Raw genomic sequence first — 14,329 nt, forward strand, 5'->3', positions numbered from 1 at the left:
TCAGCCCTTCAGGTCCGGCAGGTTGACCACGATCGCCTCCTGGGTGCTGCGCGCGATCACGACGACCGCCTCCCGCTCGATGTCGGGGTTCTCCTCCCGGTGCGGGGTGTAGGGCGGCACGTAGACGTAGTCGCCGGGGGCCGCCTCGATGCGCCGCTCGCGGCCGTCCTGGAGGAAGACGAAGCGCGGGCTGCCGCTGACGACGTAGATGGCGGTCTCGGAGGCGCCGTGGTGGTGGTCGGAGGAGCGGGTGGCGGGCGCGACGTGCGTCTGGCCCATCCACAGGTTCGCCGACCCGGCCGTGGCGCCGCTGATCGCGGCCATCCTGCGCATGCCCGCGCTCTGCGCCGTGTCGCCTGAGAGCGCGTCTGAGGCGATGTGACGCAGGGGGAGGTGGAAGGAGTCCCCCTCGGCCCGGTAACCCTCCCACAGGCGCCCTCCCGCCCGTTCCAGGACGCCCAGGGCCACCGTGGTCAGGAGCGCCGGGTCGGAGTGGGCCGTCAGGAGGTCGTCGGCCAGCGCCGGGTCGTGCTCACGCAGCTCGCGCAGCAGCCACTTGCCGTTGCCCCGCCACCTGCCGCCCACGTCGAGCGCCAGCCTGGCGGTCTCCTGGACCACCTGCCAGCGGATGAACAGCTGCTCGCCGGGGTCGGTCGCGCCCGCCAGGTCGTCCAGCAGGTCGGACAGACCGTAGCGGGCGCGTTCGGCGCGCGTGCCGGCCAGGTCGCCGGGACCGGCGGCCAGGCGTTCGCCGAGCGCCGTCTGCAGGTCGCTGGCCCGGCCGCCGGTACGGTCGACCAGCACCGCGCCGTCGGCGCACATACGGGCCACGCCCGGCTTGCGCTCGGCCAGGTCGCGGTCGACGTAGGCGTTGAGGCTGGTCTCGCTGTGCACGTAGAGCTCGACCGGCCAGCCGTGCCAGCGCAGGGACTCCCGGTACGGCACGGCCAGGCCGTCGAGCACCACCACCACGTCGAGGTCGGAGGTGCTGGTGCGGCGCTCGGTGAGCACGCTGCCGCCGACGAAGGCGTACAGGGCGCCGGGGAACAGCTCGTCCACGAGGGCGCGCGCGACGCTGACGGGGTCCATGCGGTCAGCCTAGGACCCCGGCCGCCCTCCGAAGATCGGTTCAGCTGAACTCGGTCAGCGTGCGCTCGGCCTCCTCCAGCCACGAACGACGGGCGACCAGCGCCTCCTCGGCCTCCTTGACGTCCTTGGCCCGGCCGGCGGCCTGCGCCTTGGCCAGCCGCTTCTCCAACTGCTCGATGGAGGTGCGGAGCTGGTCGACCGTGCTCTGGGCACGCGCCCTGGCCTCGGGGTTGGAGCGCTTCCACTCGGCGTCCTCGGCCTTGCGCACGGCCTCGTCGACCTTGCGCAGCCCGCCTTCGAGCCGGTCGCGCTGCTCACGCGGGACCGGGCCGGCGGCCTCCCAGCGCTCCAGGATGTGCCGCAGCGCGGCCCTGGCCGTGCGCACGTCGGTGATCGGGAGGATCTTCTCGGCCTCGGCCAGCAGTTCCTCCTTGACCTCGGCGTTGGCCGCGAGCGAGGCGTCGCGCTCGGCGAAGACCGCCGAACGGGCCTGGAAGAACTGGTCCTGGGCGGCCTTGAAGCGGCCCCACAGCTCGTCCTCGACCTCGCGCGAGGCGCGCCCGGCGGTCTTCCACTGCTGCATCAGCTCGCGGTAGATCGCCGCCGTCGTGCCCCAGTCGGTCGAGTCCGCGATGGCCTCGGCCTCGGCGACGATGCGCTCCTTGGCCGAACGTACGCCCTCGCGCTGCTCGTCCAGGCCCGCGAAGTACTGCTTGCGGCGCTTGGCGAACGACGTGCGGGCGGCCGACAGGCGCTTCCACAGCGCGGCCTCGGTGACCCGGTCGATGCGGTCGGCGGCCTTCCACTCCTCCACGAGCTGGCGCAGCCGCTCACCGCCCGACTTCCAATGGGTGGTCTCGTCGGCGATGCGCTCGGCCTCGGCGACGATACGTTCCTTGACGCCCCTGGCCTCGACGCGCGCCTGGTCGCGGGCAGCCTTGACCTCCTCGCGACGATGGCCGACCAGCTCGGTCAGGCCGTCGAGACGGGCCGTCAGCGCCGCCAGGTCGCCCACGGCGTGGGCGTCGGCGTCGTGCTCGCGCAGCTTGGCGATGCTCGCCTCGGCCTGCGCGGGGGCCAGGTCGGTGCCCTTGACCCGCTGTTCGAGAAGCTGTACCTGGCCGGACAGCTCGTCGTACTTGCGATGGAAGTAGGCCAGTGCCTCTTCGGGTTCACCGGCCTGCCAGGAGCCGACGGCTCGCTCTCCCTCAGCCGTACGCACGTAGACGGTGCCGTCGTCGTCTACCCGGCCCCACGGGTCGGTGCTCACCGTGTCCTCCCGCACTATCCATCAGACCCTTCGGGACTACTTCGTCCCTAGTTTGTATTACGTCAGCTCTTGCCGGCGATTGTCACGCCTTTGATTTCGAGGGTTTGCTTCGGTGCCCCGGTCCCATCTCCCATGTCCGCGATGATGCCCGCTTTGTTCACCTTGTCCAGGATGTCGAGCCCCTTGGTGATCGTACCCACCGGCGTGTAATCCGGGGTGAGTCCGAGATCGCCGTAAACGAGGAAGAACTGGCTCCCCGTGCTGCCCGGCGCCGAGGTCTTCGCCATCGCCATCGTGCCCCGCTTGTACGTGGCCCCTTCCAGGTTCTCCTCGGCCATCACGTAGCCGGGGCCGCCCGCGCCGTCCTGGCTCTTGCCGTCGGCCTTGGCCGTCGGGTCGCCGCACTGCAGCATCGGGAACTTGTCGCTGCCGAGACGGTGGCACTTGCTGCCGTCGTAGAACTTCTTGGCGGCCAGGAAGGCCAGCGAGTTGGTCGTGCACGGCGCCTTGGCGTTGTCGAGCTCGACCACGATGTCGCCCAGGTTGGTCTTGAGCGTCATCGCCTTCTTGGCCGGCTCGGTCTTGACCTCGGCCGGGGGCATGCCGACGTCCTTGGCCTGGCCGCCGCCCGCCTCCTTGACGTAGTCGCACGTGCCGGCCGCCGCGTTGTACGGCTTCGGCCCCGTGCTGGCCTGGGCCGAGGCGGTGTCCTGCGGCGCCGAGGCCGAGGGCGAGGCGGTCGCCTCGGTCTGCGAGCCGCCGCCGCCGAGCAGCGCGACCGCCGCCACGACGCCACCCACCACGACGACCACGCCGACCGTGGAGCCGATGATCGCGGTGCGCTTGGCCTTCTGCTCGCGCTCGATGCGGCGCTGCATCTGCCGCTCGTAGTGCTCACGTGCCAGCTGCTTCTGCCGGTCCTTGCCCGTGGCCACCGCTTTGCCTCCCATAGTCAATCAACTGAGGTGGGCGAATCGTATCGGCCAATGGGTAATGATTCGCAGCCCGGCGACCCGCACCGGTACCCTTCGGTTACATTCCCATTGGCTTTTCGACGAGATCACCTGAGGCAGATGCTCATCGCAGGCTTCCCCGCAGGGGCCCTCCAGACCAATTGTTACGTCGTCGCGCCCGCGGCCTCGGCGGCCTGCGTGATCGTCGATCCGGGCCAGGACGCGGCCGGAGGCGTCGACGAGCTGCTGCGCGAGCACCGGCTCAAGCCGGTCGCGGTGCTGCTCACGCACGGCCACCTCGACCACGTGTGGTCGGTCGCCCCGGTCTGCGGCGCGCGCGACGTCCCCGCGTGGATCCACCCCGACGACCGCCACCTGCTGAGCGACCCCTCCGCCGGCTGGGGCGGCGGCGTCTCGCTGTTCGGCGACATCAGGCTGAGCGAGCCCGACGACGTGCGCGAGCTGTCCGACGGCGCGGAGCTCAGCCTGGCGGGCCTCGATCTCGTGGTCGACCACACGCCCGGCCATACCAGGGGGTCGGTGAGCTTCCGGCTGCCCGACGACGAGATCATGTTCTCGGGCGACCTGCTGTTCGCCGGCTCCATCGGCCGTTCCGACCTTCCCGGCGGCGACTACGCGACCCTCCTGAGCAGCCTGGCCACCAAGTGCCTGCCGCTGCCTGACGATACGGTCGTCCTGCCGGGCCACGGACCACAGACCACGATCGGCCGCGAGCGCGCTACCAACCCGTACCTGAAGGAAGCGGCGCCGCAGGCCGGTCCCACACGAGGGATCTAATGAGCTTCCAAGCACCGAAAGGCACCTTCGACTGGCTGCCGCCGCGCACCGAGCGCGTGCTGGCCGTGCGCGAGGCGCTGGTCGCGCCCCTGAGGGTGGCTGGCTACGGCTACGTCGAGACCCCCGTCTTCGAGGACACCGAGCTGTTCAAGCGGGGCGTGGGCGAGTCCACCGACGTGGTCTCCAAGGAGATGTACACCTTCCCCGACAGGGCGGGCAGGTCGCTGACCCTGCGCCCCGAGGGCACCGCCTCGGTCGTGCGCGCCGTGCTCCAGCACAACCTCCACACCGGCCAGCTCCCGGTCAAACTGTGGTACTCCGGCAGCCAGTTCCGCTACGAGCGTGCCCAGAAGGGCCGCTACCGCCACTTCTGGCAGGTCGGGGCCGAGGCCCTCGGCTCCGAGGACCCGGCGCTCGACGCCGAGCTGATCGTGCTCGGCGCGCGCGGTTTCGCCTCGCTCGGGCTCAGGCAGGTCAGGCTGCTGGTCAACTCGCTCGGCGACAAGAACTGCCGGCCCGCCTACCGGGCCGCGCTGCAGGAGTTCCTGCGCGGGCTCGACCTCGACGAGGACACCAGGGCCCGCATCGAGATCAACCCGCTGCGGGTGCTCGACGACAAGCGGCCCGAGGTGCAGGCCCAGCTCACCGGCGCGCCGCTGGTGGTCGACCACCTGTGCGCGGCCTGCAAGAGCTACCACGAGGAGGTCCGCTCGCTGCTGACCGCCTCGGGCGTGGTGTTCGAGGACGACCCGCGGCTGGTGCGCGGGCTCGACTACTACACGCGCACCACGTTCGAGTTCGTGCACGGCGGGCTCGGCTCCCAGTCGGCCGTCGGCGGCGGAGGCCGCTACGACGGGCTCAGCGAGATGCTGGGCGGCCCGCCGCTGCCCAGCGTCGGCTGGGCGCTCGGCGTCGACCGCACGTACCTGGCGATGGAGGCCGAGGGCCTGGTCGACGAGGCCGCGCCGGGCCGCGTGCAGGTGTACGGTGTCCCGCTGGGTGACGACGCCCGCCGCCGCATGTTCCTGCTCCTCTCCGAGCTGCGCGAGGCGGGCATCAGCGCCGACATGGCCTTCGGCGGCAAGGGGCTCAAGGGCGCGATGAAGGGCGCGGACCGTTCCGGCGCCCGGTTCGCGCTGATCCTGGGCGAGCGTGACCTCGCGGCCGAGGCCGTGCAACTGAAGGACCTGACCACCGCTGAACAGACCGAGGTGCCGCTGGCCCAGGTCGCCGACGTTTTGAAAGGGAAAGTGCAGTGATCCGCACGCATACGGCCGGGTCGCTCCGTGAGGAGCACGCCGGGCAGCAGGTGACGCTCGCAGGATGGGTGGCCCGCCGCCGTGACCACGGCGGCGTTGTCTTCATCGACCTGCGCGACGCCTCCGGCTCGGCGCAGGTGGTCTTCCGCGAGGAGGACCACGCCCACGACCTGCGCGCCGAATACTGCGTGAAGGTCGTCGGCCAGGTCAGGGTGCGCCCGGAGGGCAACGAGAACCCCGAGCTGCCCACTGGCGCGATCGAGGTCGTGGCCGAGCGGGTCGAGGTGCTGAGCGAGTCCGCGCCGTTGCCGTTCCCCATCGAGGGCAACGTGGGCGTGTCGGAGGAGGCCCGGCTCAAGTACCGCTACCTCGACATCCGCCGCCAGCAGGTCGCCAGCGCCATGCGCACCCGTTCCAAGGCCACCTACCTGGCCAACGAGGTGATGCACGAGCTCGGCTTCGTCTACGTCGAGACCCCGACGCTGACCCGTTCCACTCCCGAGGGCGCGCGCGACTTCCTGGTGCCGGTCCGCCTGCAGCCCGGCAACTGGTACGCCCTGCCGCAGTCGCCCCAGCTGTTCAAGCAGCTGCTCCAGGTCGCCGGCCTGGAGCGCTACTACCAGCTCGCCAAGTGCTACCGCGACGAGGACCTGCGGGCCGACCGCCAGCCCGAGTTCACCCAGATCGACGTCGAGATGTCCTTCGTCGACCAGGAGGACGTCATCGAGGTCGGCGAGAAGCTGGTCGGCCGGCTGTGGCGGGAGATCCTCGGCTACGAGATCCCCATGCCGCTGCCGCGCATGACCTACGCCGATGCCATGGCCCGCTACGGCTCCGACAAGCCCGACCTGCGCTTCGGCCAGGAGCTCGTCGAGATGACCGACTACTTCTCCGCCACCTCCTTCCGCGTCTTCCAGGCCGACTACGTCGGCGCCGTGGTCATGCCGGGCGGCGCCTCGCAGACCCGCAAGGAGCTCGACGGCTGGCAGGAGTGGGCGCGCAGCCGCGGCGCCAAGGGCCTGGCGTACGTGCTGGTCCAGGAGGACGGCACCCTCGGCGGCCCGGTCGCCAAGAACCTGTCGGAGGAGGAGCTGTCCGGCCTGGCGGCCAAGGTCGGCGCCGCCCCCGGCGACGCGATCTTCTTCGCCGCCGGCGCCCGCGGCGCCTCGCGTGACCTGCTGGGCGCGGCCCGGCTGGAGATCGGCCGCCGCTGCGGCCTGATCGACGAGTCGCAGTGGTCGTTCCTGTGGGTGGTCGACGCCCCCATGTTCGAGGAGGACGGCGAGGGCGGCTGGACGGCCGTGCACCACCCCTTCACCGGCCCCAAGCCGGAGTGGGCCGACAACTTCCAGGACCACCCGGCCGAGGCTCTGGCCTACGCCTACGACATGGTCTGCAACGGCATGGAGATCGGCGGCGGCTCGATCCGTATCCACCGGGCCGAGATGCAGCAGCGGGTCTTCGACGTGCTCGGCATCTCCAAGGAGGAGGCCGAGAGCAAGTTCGGCTTCCTGCTGGAGGCGTTCAAGTACGGCCCGCCCCCGCACGGCGGCATCGCCTACGGCTGGGACCGGATCTGCATGCTGCTGTCCGACGGCGACTCGATCCGCGACGTGATCGCGTTCCCGAAGACCGCCTCCGGCTTCGACCCGCTGACCGGCGCGCCCACGCCGATCACGGCCGACCAGCGCAAGGAGGCGGGCGTCGACGCCCAGCCCAAGAGCGAGGCCCAGTCCAAGAACGAGGCTCAGCTCAAGAACGAGGCCTGACCCGGACATGACGACGGCGGGCGCCCCTTCCCCGGGGGCGCCCGCCGTCGTCGTGCCGGCCGCTACTTCACGGTGACGCGCTTGATGATGATCGGGGTCTTGGGGGCGGTCGAGCCGCCGTCGCCCACGATGTCGTCGCCGTTGACGATGACGCCGTCCTTGGCGACCTTCTCGATGATCTCCAGGCCCGAGCGGACCATGCCGAGCACCGAGTACTGCGGTTCGAGCTGGCCGTTCTCGTCCGACAGCGAGATGGCGAACTGGCTGCTGTTCTGCCCCGCGGCGCCGTCGGGCTGGGTCAGGAACACCACGCCCTTGGTGTAGGACATGCCGCCGGCGGCCTCGTCGCCGTACACGTAGCCGGCCGTGCCCTGGCCGTCGGTCGGGTTCCTGCCGTCGGCCTTGGCCTGCGGGTCGCCGCACTGGAGCAGGAACAGGCCGGCCGTCTCCGGCGTCGCCAGGCGGTGGCACTTGGTGTCGTTGTAGAAGCCCTTCCTGGCCAGGAACGCCATCGAGTTGACCGAGCACGGGGTCGCGTTCGCGTCGACGTCGATCACGATGTCGCCGTGGTTGGTGCTCACGGTCATCGTCTTGAGCTTCAGGTTGGGCCGCTTGCCCGGCAGGCCGACGAACTTGTTGGGCGCGGAGTCGTCACGCTTGTACGTGCACGACACCTTGCTCGCGTTCTTCGGCGGCGCGGTGCTCGGCAGCGCCGTCGGCGCGGGGGAGCTGGTGCTGGCGGAGGGCGTGGGCGTGCTCGCCGCCGCGGCGGTCTTGTCGTCGTCGCCCATCAGGGTGGTCGCGGCGAAGACGCCGCCCGCCACCACCACGACGGCCACGCCCGCGCCGATGAAGGTGTTCCGCCTGGCTTTGGCGGTCTGCTCGGCCGCGCGCTTCGCCTGCCGCTCCTTGTGCTCCCGAGCCAGCTCGCTCTGGCGGTCGTCGCCGCTCACCGGTTGTCTCCTTCATCTTTGCCGACACATGACCAAACAACTCCGCGAATGCTACCGGCCTCCGATATGTGCCGGGCGTAAGTGACGAAAGCCGTTGACTGGGGCAAGTGTGATCAAGAACCTTTTCGCGCGGGGATTCGTAGTCCTGGTGAGGCCCCTTAAGGAGTGACCGTGTTCGATCAGATCCTCGGTTTGCCGGCCCATCCGCTGATCGTCCATTTCGCCGTGGTGCTGACGCCGCTGCTCGTCCTCGCGGCGGCGGCGTACGCGCTGGTGCCCCGCGTACGGACGCCGGCGGCGTGGGCGGTGGTGCTGCTCGCCGGCGCCGCGCCCGTGACGGTGTTCGCGGCCAAGGAGAGCGGAGAGAGCCTGAAACGGGCCCGCTTCGCCGAGGTCGAGGGCCCGCTCGGCGCCCGCGTCGCCGCGCACGAGAGCTACGCGAGCCCGCTGCTGTTGTCGGCAGCCGGCCTGGCCGCCGTCACCCTGGTCCTCGTGTACGCCACCACCCCCGGACGCGGCTCGCTCACCTCCGACCGGTTCGGCAGGCCCGTCACGGTCGTCCTGTCGGCGCTGACGGTCGTCCTGGCCGCCGTGGCGGGCTACTTCTGCTTCCGCGCGGGCGACTCCGGGGCCAGGGCCGTATGGGCCTCGGCGGGCATGACGCCCCTGCACGGCGTGTAATCTCGCGTTGTGGATAGCCTGTTCGATTCGGCGGCTGAGGAGGCCACCCCGCAGCCCCTCGCGGTGCGGATGCGCCCGCGCACCCTCGACGAGGTGATCGGCCAGCGACACCTGCTGGGCTCCGGCACCCCGCTGCGGCGGCTGGTCGAGAGCGAGGCCCCCATGTCGCTGTTCCTGTGGGGCCCGCCCGGCACCGGCAAGACGACCCTGGCCTACGTGGTCTCCAACGTCACCAAACGCCGCTTCGTCGAGATCTCCGCCGTCTCCGCCGGTGTCAAGGACGTCCGTGCCGCCATCGACAACGCCCGCCGCGAGCTGGGCATGAGCGGCCGCCAGACCGTGCTGTTCGTCGACGAGGTCCACCGCTTCAACAAGGCCCAGCAGGACGCGCTGCTCCCGGCGGTGGAGAACCGCTGGGTCACGTTCATCGGCGCTACCACCGAAAACCCGTCCTTCTCGGTCATCTCGCCGCTGTTGTCGCGCTCGCTGCTGCTCACGCTGGAGTCGCTGTCCGACGACGACGTACGCGCGGTCCTGGAACGCGCGGTGTCCGAGCCGCGCGGCCTGGGCGGCCGTGCCACCCTCGCGCCCGAGGCCCTCGACCACCTGGTACGCCTGGCCGGCGGCGATGCGCGCAGGTCGCTGACCTACCTGGAGGCCGCCGCCCTGCTGGCCGACGACATCACCGTCGAGGTCGTGGAGAAGGCCGCCGACAAGGCGGCCGTGCGCTACGACCGCCAGGGCGACCAGCACTACGACGTGATCAGCGCGTTCATCAAGTCGATGCGCGGCTCCGACGCCGACGCGGCGCTCCACTACCTCGCCCGCATGATCGAGGCCGGCGAGGACCCGCGCTTCATCGCCCGCCGCATCGTCATCTTCGCCTCCGAGGACGTCGGCATGGCCGACCCCACCTGCCTGCAGACGGCGGTGGCCGTGGCCCAGGCGGTGCAGCTCATCGGGCTGCCCGAAGGCCAGATCAACCTGGCCCACGCCGTCATCCACTGCGCGATGGCGCCCAAGTCCAACGCGGTCGTCAAGGCCATCGGCGCCGCGGTCGGCGACGTGCGCAAGGGCCTGATCGGCCAGGTCCCCGGCCACCTGCGCGACGCCCACTACCCCGGCGCGGCCAAGCTCGGCCACGGCGACGGCTACAAGTACCCGCACGACTTCGACCACGGGCTCGTGCGCCAGGACTACGCGCCCGAGCAGGTGCGCGAGCGCCGCTACTACGAGCCCACCAGACACGGCGCCGAGGCCCCCGTGGCCGACCGCTGGACCCGGATCCGCGACTTCCTGCGCGGCTCCTGACCGCCCCGCCCGCTGGATTGATCGCCACCATGACCGATTACCGCGCCGCCTTCGACGCCTCCATCACCTTCGGCAACGGCGGCGACCTCACCGTCCACGGCTTCCGCGTCGACCTGCCGGGTCCCGACGCCACCGAGGACGAGATCGCCGCGCTGTTCGTGGCCTCGCTCGGCCTGCTGATGACCGACGCGGTCGAGCTGAGCGGCGTCGAGATCTTCGCCGAGCCGCACAAGGGCACCCGCGGCGGCCCGTCCGACCGCGCCGCCGCGGCCGCGCCCGGCGCCGGGGGAACGCTGGCCGAGCTCGACCAGCTGCCCCACGAGGGCGGCACGTACCTGGTGGCGCCCGGCGGCGACCTGGCCGCGCTTCCGCTCTCGCGCGTCGCCGACCTGCCCGCCGTGGTGGTGCGCGTGACGGGGGCCGAGGGGCGGACCGTCGGCGTGGGCGCGCTGGCCGCTTTCGACGTACGCGGGAGGGCCGTGCTGCTGCACACCGGGGCGCGCGAGGGCCGGCAGCTCACCGCGGCGGCCGCCGCGTGGCTGGTCGAGCACGGCGTCGCCCTGGTCGGCACCGACGCCGACGCGCTCGACGACGCCGCGCACGAGGGCAGCCCGGCCCTCGACGCGCTGCTGGAGGCGGGCGTGCCGGTCGTCGAGCGGCTGACCGGGCTCGACCGGCTCCCGCCGACCGGCGCCCTGTTCACGGCCGCGCCCGCGCGTCTCGCGGGCGTCGCGCGGGTTCCCGTACGCGCCTTCGCCCGCGTCCCCGAGAGCTGAGCCGGCCGCGCAACCCCTGGTCGGAGCGGCGCGTGTGCTCATGCGGCCGGTCACGGAAGTGTCCGGAGGCGACCTCGATGCCGGTTCGGGCCCGTTTTCCTCACCAGGGTTGTCGCCCGGACGCGATAGGGTTCATGCCGTTCCGGCCCAGCGTACGAGGGAGATGAGCGGATGCTTACCGCTGGAGAGGTCGCCGGGCTGATCGCCGCCACGGGATGGATCGTGCTGGTCTGCGTTCTCGCCATGGTGCTCGTCAAGCTCGCCAGGCTGCTCACCGAGACGACCAAGGCGGTCTCCGACCTGAACAACCGCCTGGCGCCGCTGCTCGACGACGTGAGCGTCACGGTCAACGAGACCAACAGGCAACTGGTCGTGGTCGAGGCCATCGCCCAGGACGTCAAGCAGGTCAGCGCCCACGCCGCCAAGCTCAGCGCGGTGACGCAGACCATCTTCACCGGCCCGTTGATCAAGGTGTCGTCGCTCGGCTACGGCGTGCGGCGCGCCATCGAGGCCCGCAGACCGCCCAAGGCGAGGCGGTCCCGTTGATCAGACGGCTGTTCTACCTCTCGCTCGGCGCGTTCCTCGCCTTCTGGGTGATGCGCAGGCTGCAGGCGCTGCACCCGAACCACGTCGTCCGGCGCACGGCCGACGGCGCGGCGGGGATGCTCGCGCGGGTGAGAGACTTTACCTCTGACGCGCTCGGCGAGGCCGCCGAGCGCGAAACCCAGTTGCGGGCGCGCTTCGGGCTCGACAACGCTGAAATCGACAACTGACTACCCAGCAAAGGATGGCCACAATGGAGTCGGCAGAGATAGCCCGCCGCTTCCTGCGCTTCTTCGAGGAGCGTGGGCACAAGGTCGTGCCCTCGGCCAGCCTGATCGCTGAGGACCCGACGCTGCTCCTGGTTCCTGCCGGTATGGTGCCGTTCAAGCCGTACTTCCTGGGGCAGCGCAAGCCTCCGGCGTCACGGCTGGCAACCGCGCAGAAGTGTGTGCGCACCCCCGACATCGAAGAGGTCGGCAAGACCACCCGGCACGCCACCTTCTTCCAGATGCTCGGCAACTTCTCCTTCGGCGACTACTTCAAGTCCGAAGTGATCCCGTTCGCGTGGGAGCTGCTCACCCGTTCCGAGTCCGACGGCGGCTTCGGCTTCCCCGAAGACCGGCTCTGGGCCACCGTCTACCTCGAGGACGACGAGGCCTACGACATCTGGCGCAACAAGGTCGGCGTGCCCGAGAGCCGTATCCAGCGCCGCGGCCTGGAGGACAACTACTGGCACATGGGCGTGCCCGGCCCCGGCGGCCCCTGCTCGGAGATCTACTACGACCGCGGCCCCGAGTACGGCAAGGAGGGCGGCCCCGTCGCCGACGAGGACCGCTACCTCGAGGTCTGGAACCTCGTCTTCATGCAGTACCAGCTCAGCCAGGTCCGCACCAAGGTCGACTTCGACATCTCCGGCGAGCTGCCGGCCAAGAACATCGACACCGGCATGGGCCTTGAGCGCATGGCGACGATCCTGCAGGGCGTCGACAACCTCTACGAGATCGACACCACCTACAAGATCCTCGACAAGGCGGCCGAGCTCACCAAGACCCGCTACGGCCGCGACCACCGCGCCGACGTGAGCCTGCGCGTGATCGCCGACCACGTGCGCACCGGCACGATGCTGGTCGCCGACGGCGTCATGCCCGGCAACGAGGGCCGCGGCTACGTGCTGCGCCGCATCCTGCGCCGTTCGGTGCGCAACCTGCGCCTGCTCGGCTCCGGCGACGAGCGCTACATGCACGAGCTGACCGACGTCGCGATCAACGTGATGGGCGAGCAGTACCCCGAGCTCAAGGTCGACGCGCCGCAGATCCACGGGATCATCGACGCGGAGGAGGCGTCCTTCCTGGGGACGCTCCGCACCGGCACCGCGATCTTCGACGTGGCCGTCGAGGAGACCAAGCGCAAGTCGGGCACGACGCTCTCGGGCGACCAGGCGTTCAAGCTGCACGACACCTACGGCTTCCCGATCGACCTCACCCTGGAGATGGCGGCCGAGCAGGGGCTCAAGGTCGACGAAGAGGGCTTCCGCCGCCTCATGAAGGAGCAGCGGCAGAACGCCAAGGCCGACGCGGCGGCGAAGAAGACCGGCAACGCCGACATCTCCGTCTTCGGCCACCTGCTGGAGAAGGCCGGCAAGATCGACTTCCTCGGCTACGACCAGACCGAGGCCGACACCTCGGTCGTCGGCATCCTGGTCGACGGCGTCAGCGTGCCGGCGGCGGGCGCGGGCACGACCGTCGAGATCGTGCTCGGCCGCACCCCGTTCTACGCCGAGGGCGGCGGCCAGCTCGCCGACCAGGGCGTGATCCGCACCTCCGGCGCCGAGGTCGAGATCCTCGACGTGCAGTCGCCGCTCAAGGGCCTGATCGTCCACCGCGGCAAGATCCGCAGCGGCGAGCTGAAGGTCGGCGACGAGGCGCAGGCCGAGATCGACCTTGAGCGCCGCCGGGCGATCTCGCGCAGCCACAGCGCCACCCACCTGGTCCACCGCGGCTTCAAGAACGCGCTGGGCGAGACGGCGGCGCAGGCGGGCTCGGAGAACTCCCCGGGCCGCTTCCGCTTCGACTTCACCGCGGCCGGCGCGGTCCCGGCCAGCGTGCTGCGCGACGTCGAGGACGAGGTCAACGCGGTGCTGATCAACGACCTCAAGGTCAACGCGTTCTACACCTCCCAGGCCGAGGCCAGGGCGATGGGCGCGCTGGCGATGTTCGGCGAGAAGTACGGCGACGAGGTCCGCGTGGTCGAGATCGGCGACTACTCGCGCGAGCTGTGCGGTGGCACCCACGTCCACAGCTCCGGGCAGCTCGGCCTGGTCAAGGTGCTGGGCGAGCAGTCGGTCGGCGCGGGTGTGCGCCGCGTCGAGGCGCTGGTCGGCATCGACGCCTTCCGCTTCCTGGCCCGCGAGAGCGTGCTGGTGGCGCAGCTGTCCGAGCAGCTCAAGGCGCGCCGCGAGGAGCTGCCCGAGCGCATCGAGGGCATCGTCACCCGCCTGCGCACCGCCGAGAAGGAGCTGGAGAAGGTGCGCTCGGCCCAGGTGCTCCAGATCGCCGGCGAGCTGGCGTCCCAGGCTCGTGACCTGCACGGAGTCTCCGTGGTGACACACCGCGCGCCTGATGGCACCGGTGCCGACGACCTGCGTAAGCTCGCGCTTGATGTGCGTGGCAGATTCCCGGCCGACCGGCCGGCGGTCGTGGTGATCGCCGGCGCCCCCTCCGACCGGCCCGTGGTGGTCGCCGCGGTCAACGAGGCGGGGCGCGAGCGGGGGCTCAAGGCCGGAAGGCTGGTCGGCGTCGCCGCCAAGGCTCTTGGGGGTGGCGGTGGCGGCAAGGACGATGTCGCGCAGGGCGGCGGTACGCGGCCCGAGGCGATCGGCGACGCGCTCGGCCTGGTCGAACAGGCCATCGGCGAGCAGATCGGATGAC

At 71.0% G+C, this 14,329-nt stretch carries 13 protein-coding genes; 9 read left to right on the forward strand and 4 right to left on the reverse strand.

The window, feature by feature from the left end; all coding sequences use genetic code 11:
- The 3 genes from DMB42_RS54995 to DMB42_RS17185 form a co-directional block, all read right to left on the reverse strand.
- On the reverse strand, nucleotides 1-1,089 hold the full coding sequence (locus tag DMB42_RS54995) for a cupin domain-containing protein (protein ID WP_260477746.1): 1,089 nt from the start codon (nucleotides 1,087-1,089) through the stop codon (nucleotides 1-3).
- A 40-nt stretch (nucleotides 1,090-1,129) separates the two neighbouring features.
- A complete protein-coding gene (locus tag DMB42_RS17180) occupies nucleotides 1,130-2,359 on the reverse strand; it encodes a DUF349 domain-containing protein (protein WP_125635631.1) in 1,230 nt (409 codons plus the stop codon).
- 62 nt (nucleotides 2,360-2,421) lie between these two features.
- Nucleotides 2,422-3,309 carry a peptidylprolyl isomerase gene (locus DMB42_RS17185; RefSeq protein WP_125635633.1) on the reverse strand — a complete coding sequence of 296 codons (888 nt, stop codon included), beginning with the start codon at nucleotides 3,307-3,309 and terminating at the stop codon, nucleotides 2,422-2,424.
- Nucleotides 3,310-3,432: 123 nt separating this feature from the next.
- Here DMB42_RS17185 and DMB42_RS17190 point away from each other — a divergent pair, with 123 nt between their 5' ends.
- The 3 genes from DMB42_RS17190 to aspS are packed head-to-tail and all read left to right on the forward strand — an operon-like array spanning nucleotide 3,433 to nucleotide 7,138.
- Entirely contained in the window at nucleotides 3,433-4,110 is a 678-nt protein-coding gene (locus tag DMB42_RS17190) for an MBL fold metallo-hydrolase (protein ID WP_125635635.1), read from the forward strand.
- Nucleotides 4,110-5,369: a histidine--tRNA ligase gene (gene hisS / locus DMB42_RS17195; protein ID WP_125635637.1), complete on the forward strand. Its 1,260-nt coding sequence runs from the start codon at nucleotides 4,110-4,112 to the stop codon at nucleotides 5,367-5,369. Before DMB42_RS17190 ends, hisS begins: the two co-directional genes overlap by 1 nt.
- Nucleotides 5,366-7,138, forward strand: coding sequence for an aspartate--tRNA ligase (aspS, locus tag DMB42_RS17200; RefSeq protein WP_125635639.1), 1,773 nt, complete (start codon nucleotides 5,366-5,368; stop codon nucleotides 7,136-7,138). Before hisS ends, aspS begins: the two co-directional genes overlap by 4 nt.
- Before the next feature lie 62 nt (nucleotides 7,139-7,200).
- Here the strand turns inward: aspS and DMB42_RS17205 are convergent, their stop codons facing one another.
- Nucleotides 7,201-8,091, reverse strand: a complete 891-nt coding sequence (locus DMB42_RS17205; protein ID WP_125635641.1) for a peptidylprolyl isomerase — start codon at nucleotides 8,089-8,091, stop codon at nucleotides 7,201-7,203.
- 171 nt (nucleotides 8,092-8,262) lie between these two features.
- Between DMB42_RS17205 and DMB42_RS17210 the strand changes: the two genes are divergently transcribed.
- The 6 genes from DMB42_RS17210 to alaS all read left to right on the forward strand — a co-directional run bounded on the left by DMB42_RS17210 (nucleotide 8,263) and on the right by alaS (nucleotide 14,328).
- A complete protein-coding gene (locus tag DMB42_RS17210) occupies nucleotides 8,263-8,772 on the forward strand; it encodes a DUF2231 domain-containing protein (RefSeq protein ID WP_125635643.1) in 510 nt (169 codons plus the stop codon).
- A 9-nt stretch (nucleotides 8,773-8,781) separates the two neighbouring features.
- Nucleotides 8,782-10,083 (forward strand): replication-associated recombination protein A, encoded by a 1,302-nt coding sequence (locus DMB42_RS17215; RefSeq protein WP_125635645.1) that lies wholly within the window; start codon nucleotides 8,782-8,784, stop codon nucleotides 10,081-10,083.
- A 29-nt stretch (nucleotides 10,084-10,112) separates the two neighbouring features.
- The gene (locus DMB42_RS17220) at nucleotides 10,113-10,859 is read left to right on the forward strand and encodes a cyclase family protein (RefSeq protein WP_125635647.1); all 747 of its coding nucleotides are present in this window, start codon (nucleotides 10,113-10,115) and stop codon (nucleotides 10,857-10,859) included.
- 171 nt (nucleotides 10,860-11,030) lie between these two features.
- Entirely contained in the window at nucleotides 11,031-11,405 is a 375-nt protein-coding gene (locus DMB42_RS17225) for a DUF948 domain-containing protein (RefSeq protein ID WP_125635649.1), read from the forward strand.
- Entirely contained in the window at nucleotides 11,402-11,632 is a 231-nt protein-coding gene (locus tag DMB42_RS17230; protein ID WP_125635651.1) for a hypothetical protein, read from the forward strand. The genes DMB42_RS17225 and DMB42_RS17230 overlap by 4 nt, the downstream gene beginning before the upstream one ends.
- Before the next feature lie 23 nt (nucleotides 11,633-11,655).
- The gene (gene alaS / locus DMB42_RS17235) at nucleotides 11,656-14,328 is read left to right on the forward strand and encodes an alanine--tRNA ligase (protein WP_125635653.1); all 2,673 of its coding nucleotides are present in this window, start codon (nucleotides 11,656-11,658) and stop codon (nucleotides 14,326-14,328) included.
- Nucleotide 14,329 lies beyond the last annotated feature (1 nt).

The organism is Nonomuraea sp. WAC 01424, assembly GCF_003947315.1.
In the GTDB taxonomy this organism is placed as follows: Bacteria; Actinomycetota; Actinomycetes; order Streptosporangiales; family Streptosporangiaceae; genus Nonomuraea; species Nonomuraea spiralis.

Bases quoted from the DNA above. Each gene is read 5' to 3' on its own strand.
- hisS (WP_125635637.1), top strand. From the start codon at position 4,110: ATGAGCTTCCAAGCACCGAAAGGCACCTTCGACTGGCTGCCGCCGCGC.
- DMB42_RS54995 (WP_260477746.1), bottom strand. From the start codon at position 1,089: ATGGACCCCGTCAGCGTCGCGCGCGCCCTCGTGGACGAGCTGTTCCCC.
- DMB42_RS17190 (WP_125635635.1), top strand. From the start codon at position 3,433: ATGCTCATCGCAGGCTTCCCCGCAGGGGCCCTCCAGACCAATTGTTAC.
- alaS (WP_125635653.1), top strand. From the start codon at position 11,656: ATGGAGTCGGCAGAGATAGCCCGCCGCTTCCTGCGCTTCTTCGAGGAG.
- DMB42_RS17185 (WP_125635633.1), bottom strand. From the start codon at position 3,309: ATGGGAGGCAAAGCGGTGGCCACGGGCAAGGACCGGCAGAAGCAGCTG.
- DMB42_RS17220 (WP_125635647.1), top strand. From the start codon at position 10,113: ATGACCGATTACCGCGCCGCCTTCGACGCCTCCATCACCTTCGGCAAC.
- DMB42_RS17225 (WP_125635649.1), top strand. From the start codon at position 11,031: ATGCTTACCGCTGGAGAGGTCGCCGGGCTGATCGCCGCCACGGGATGG.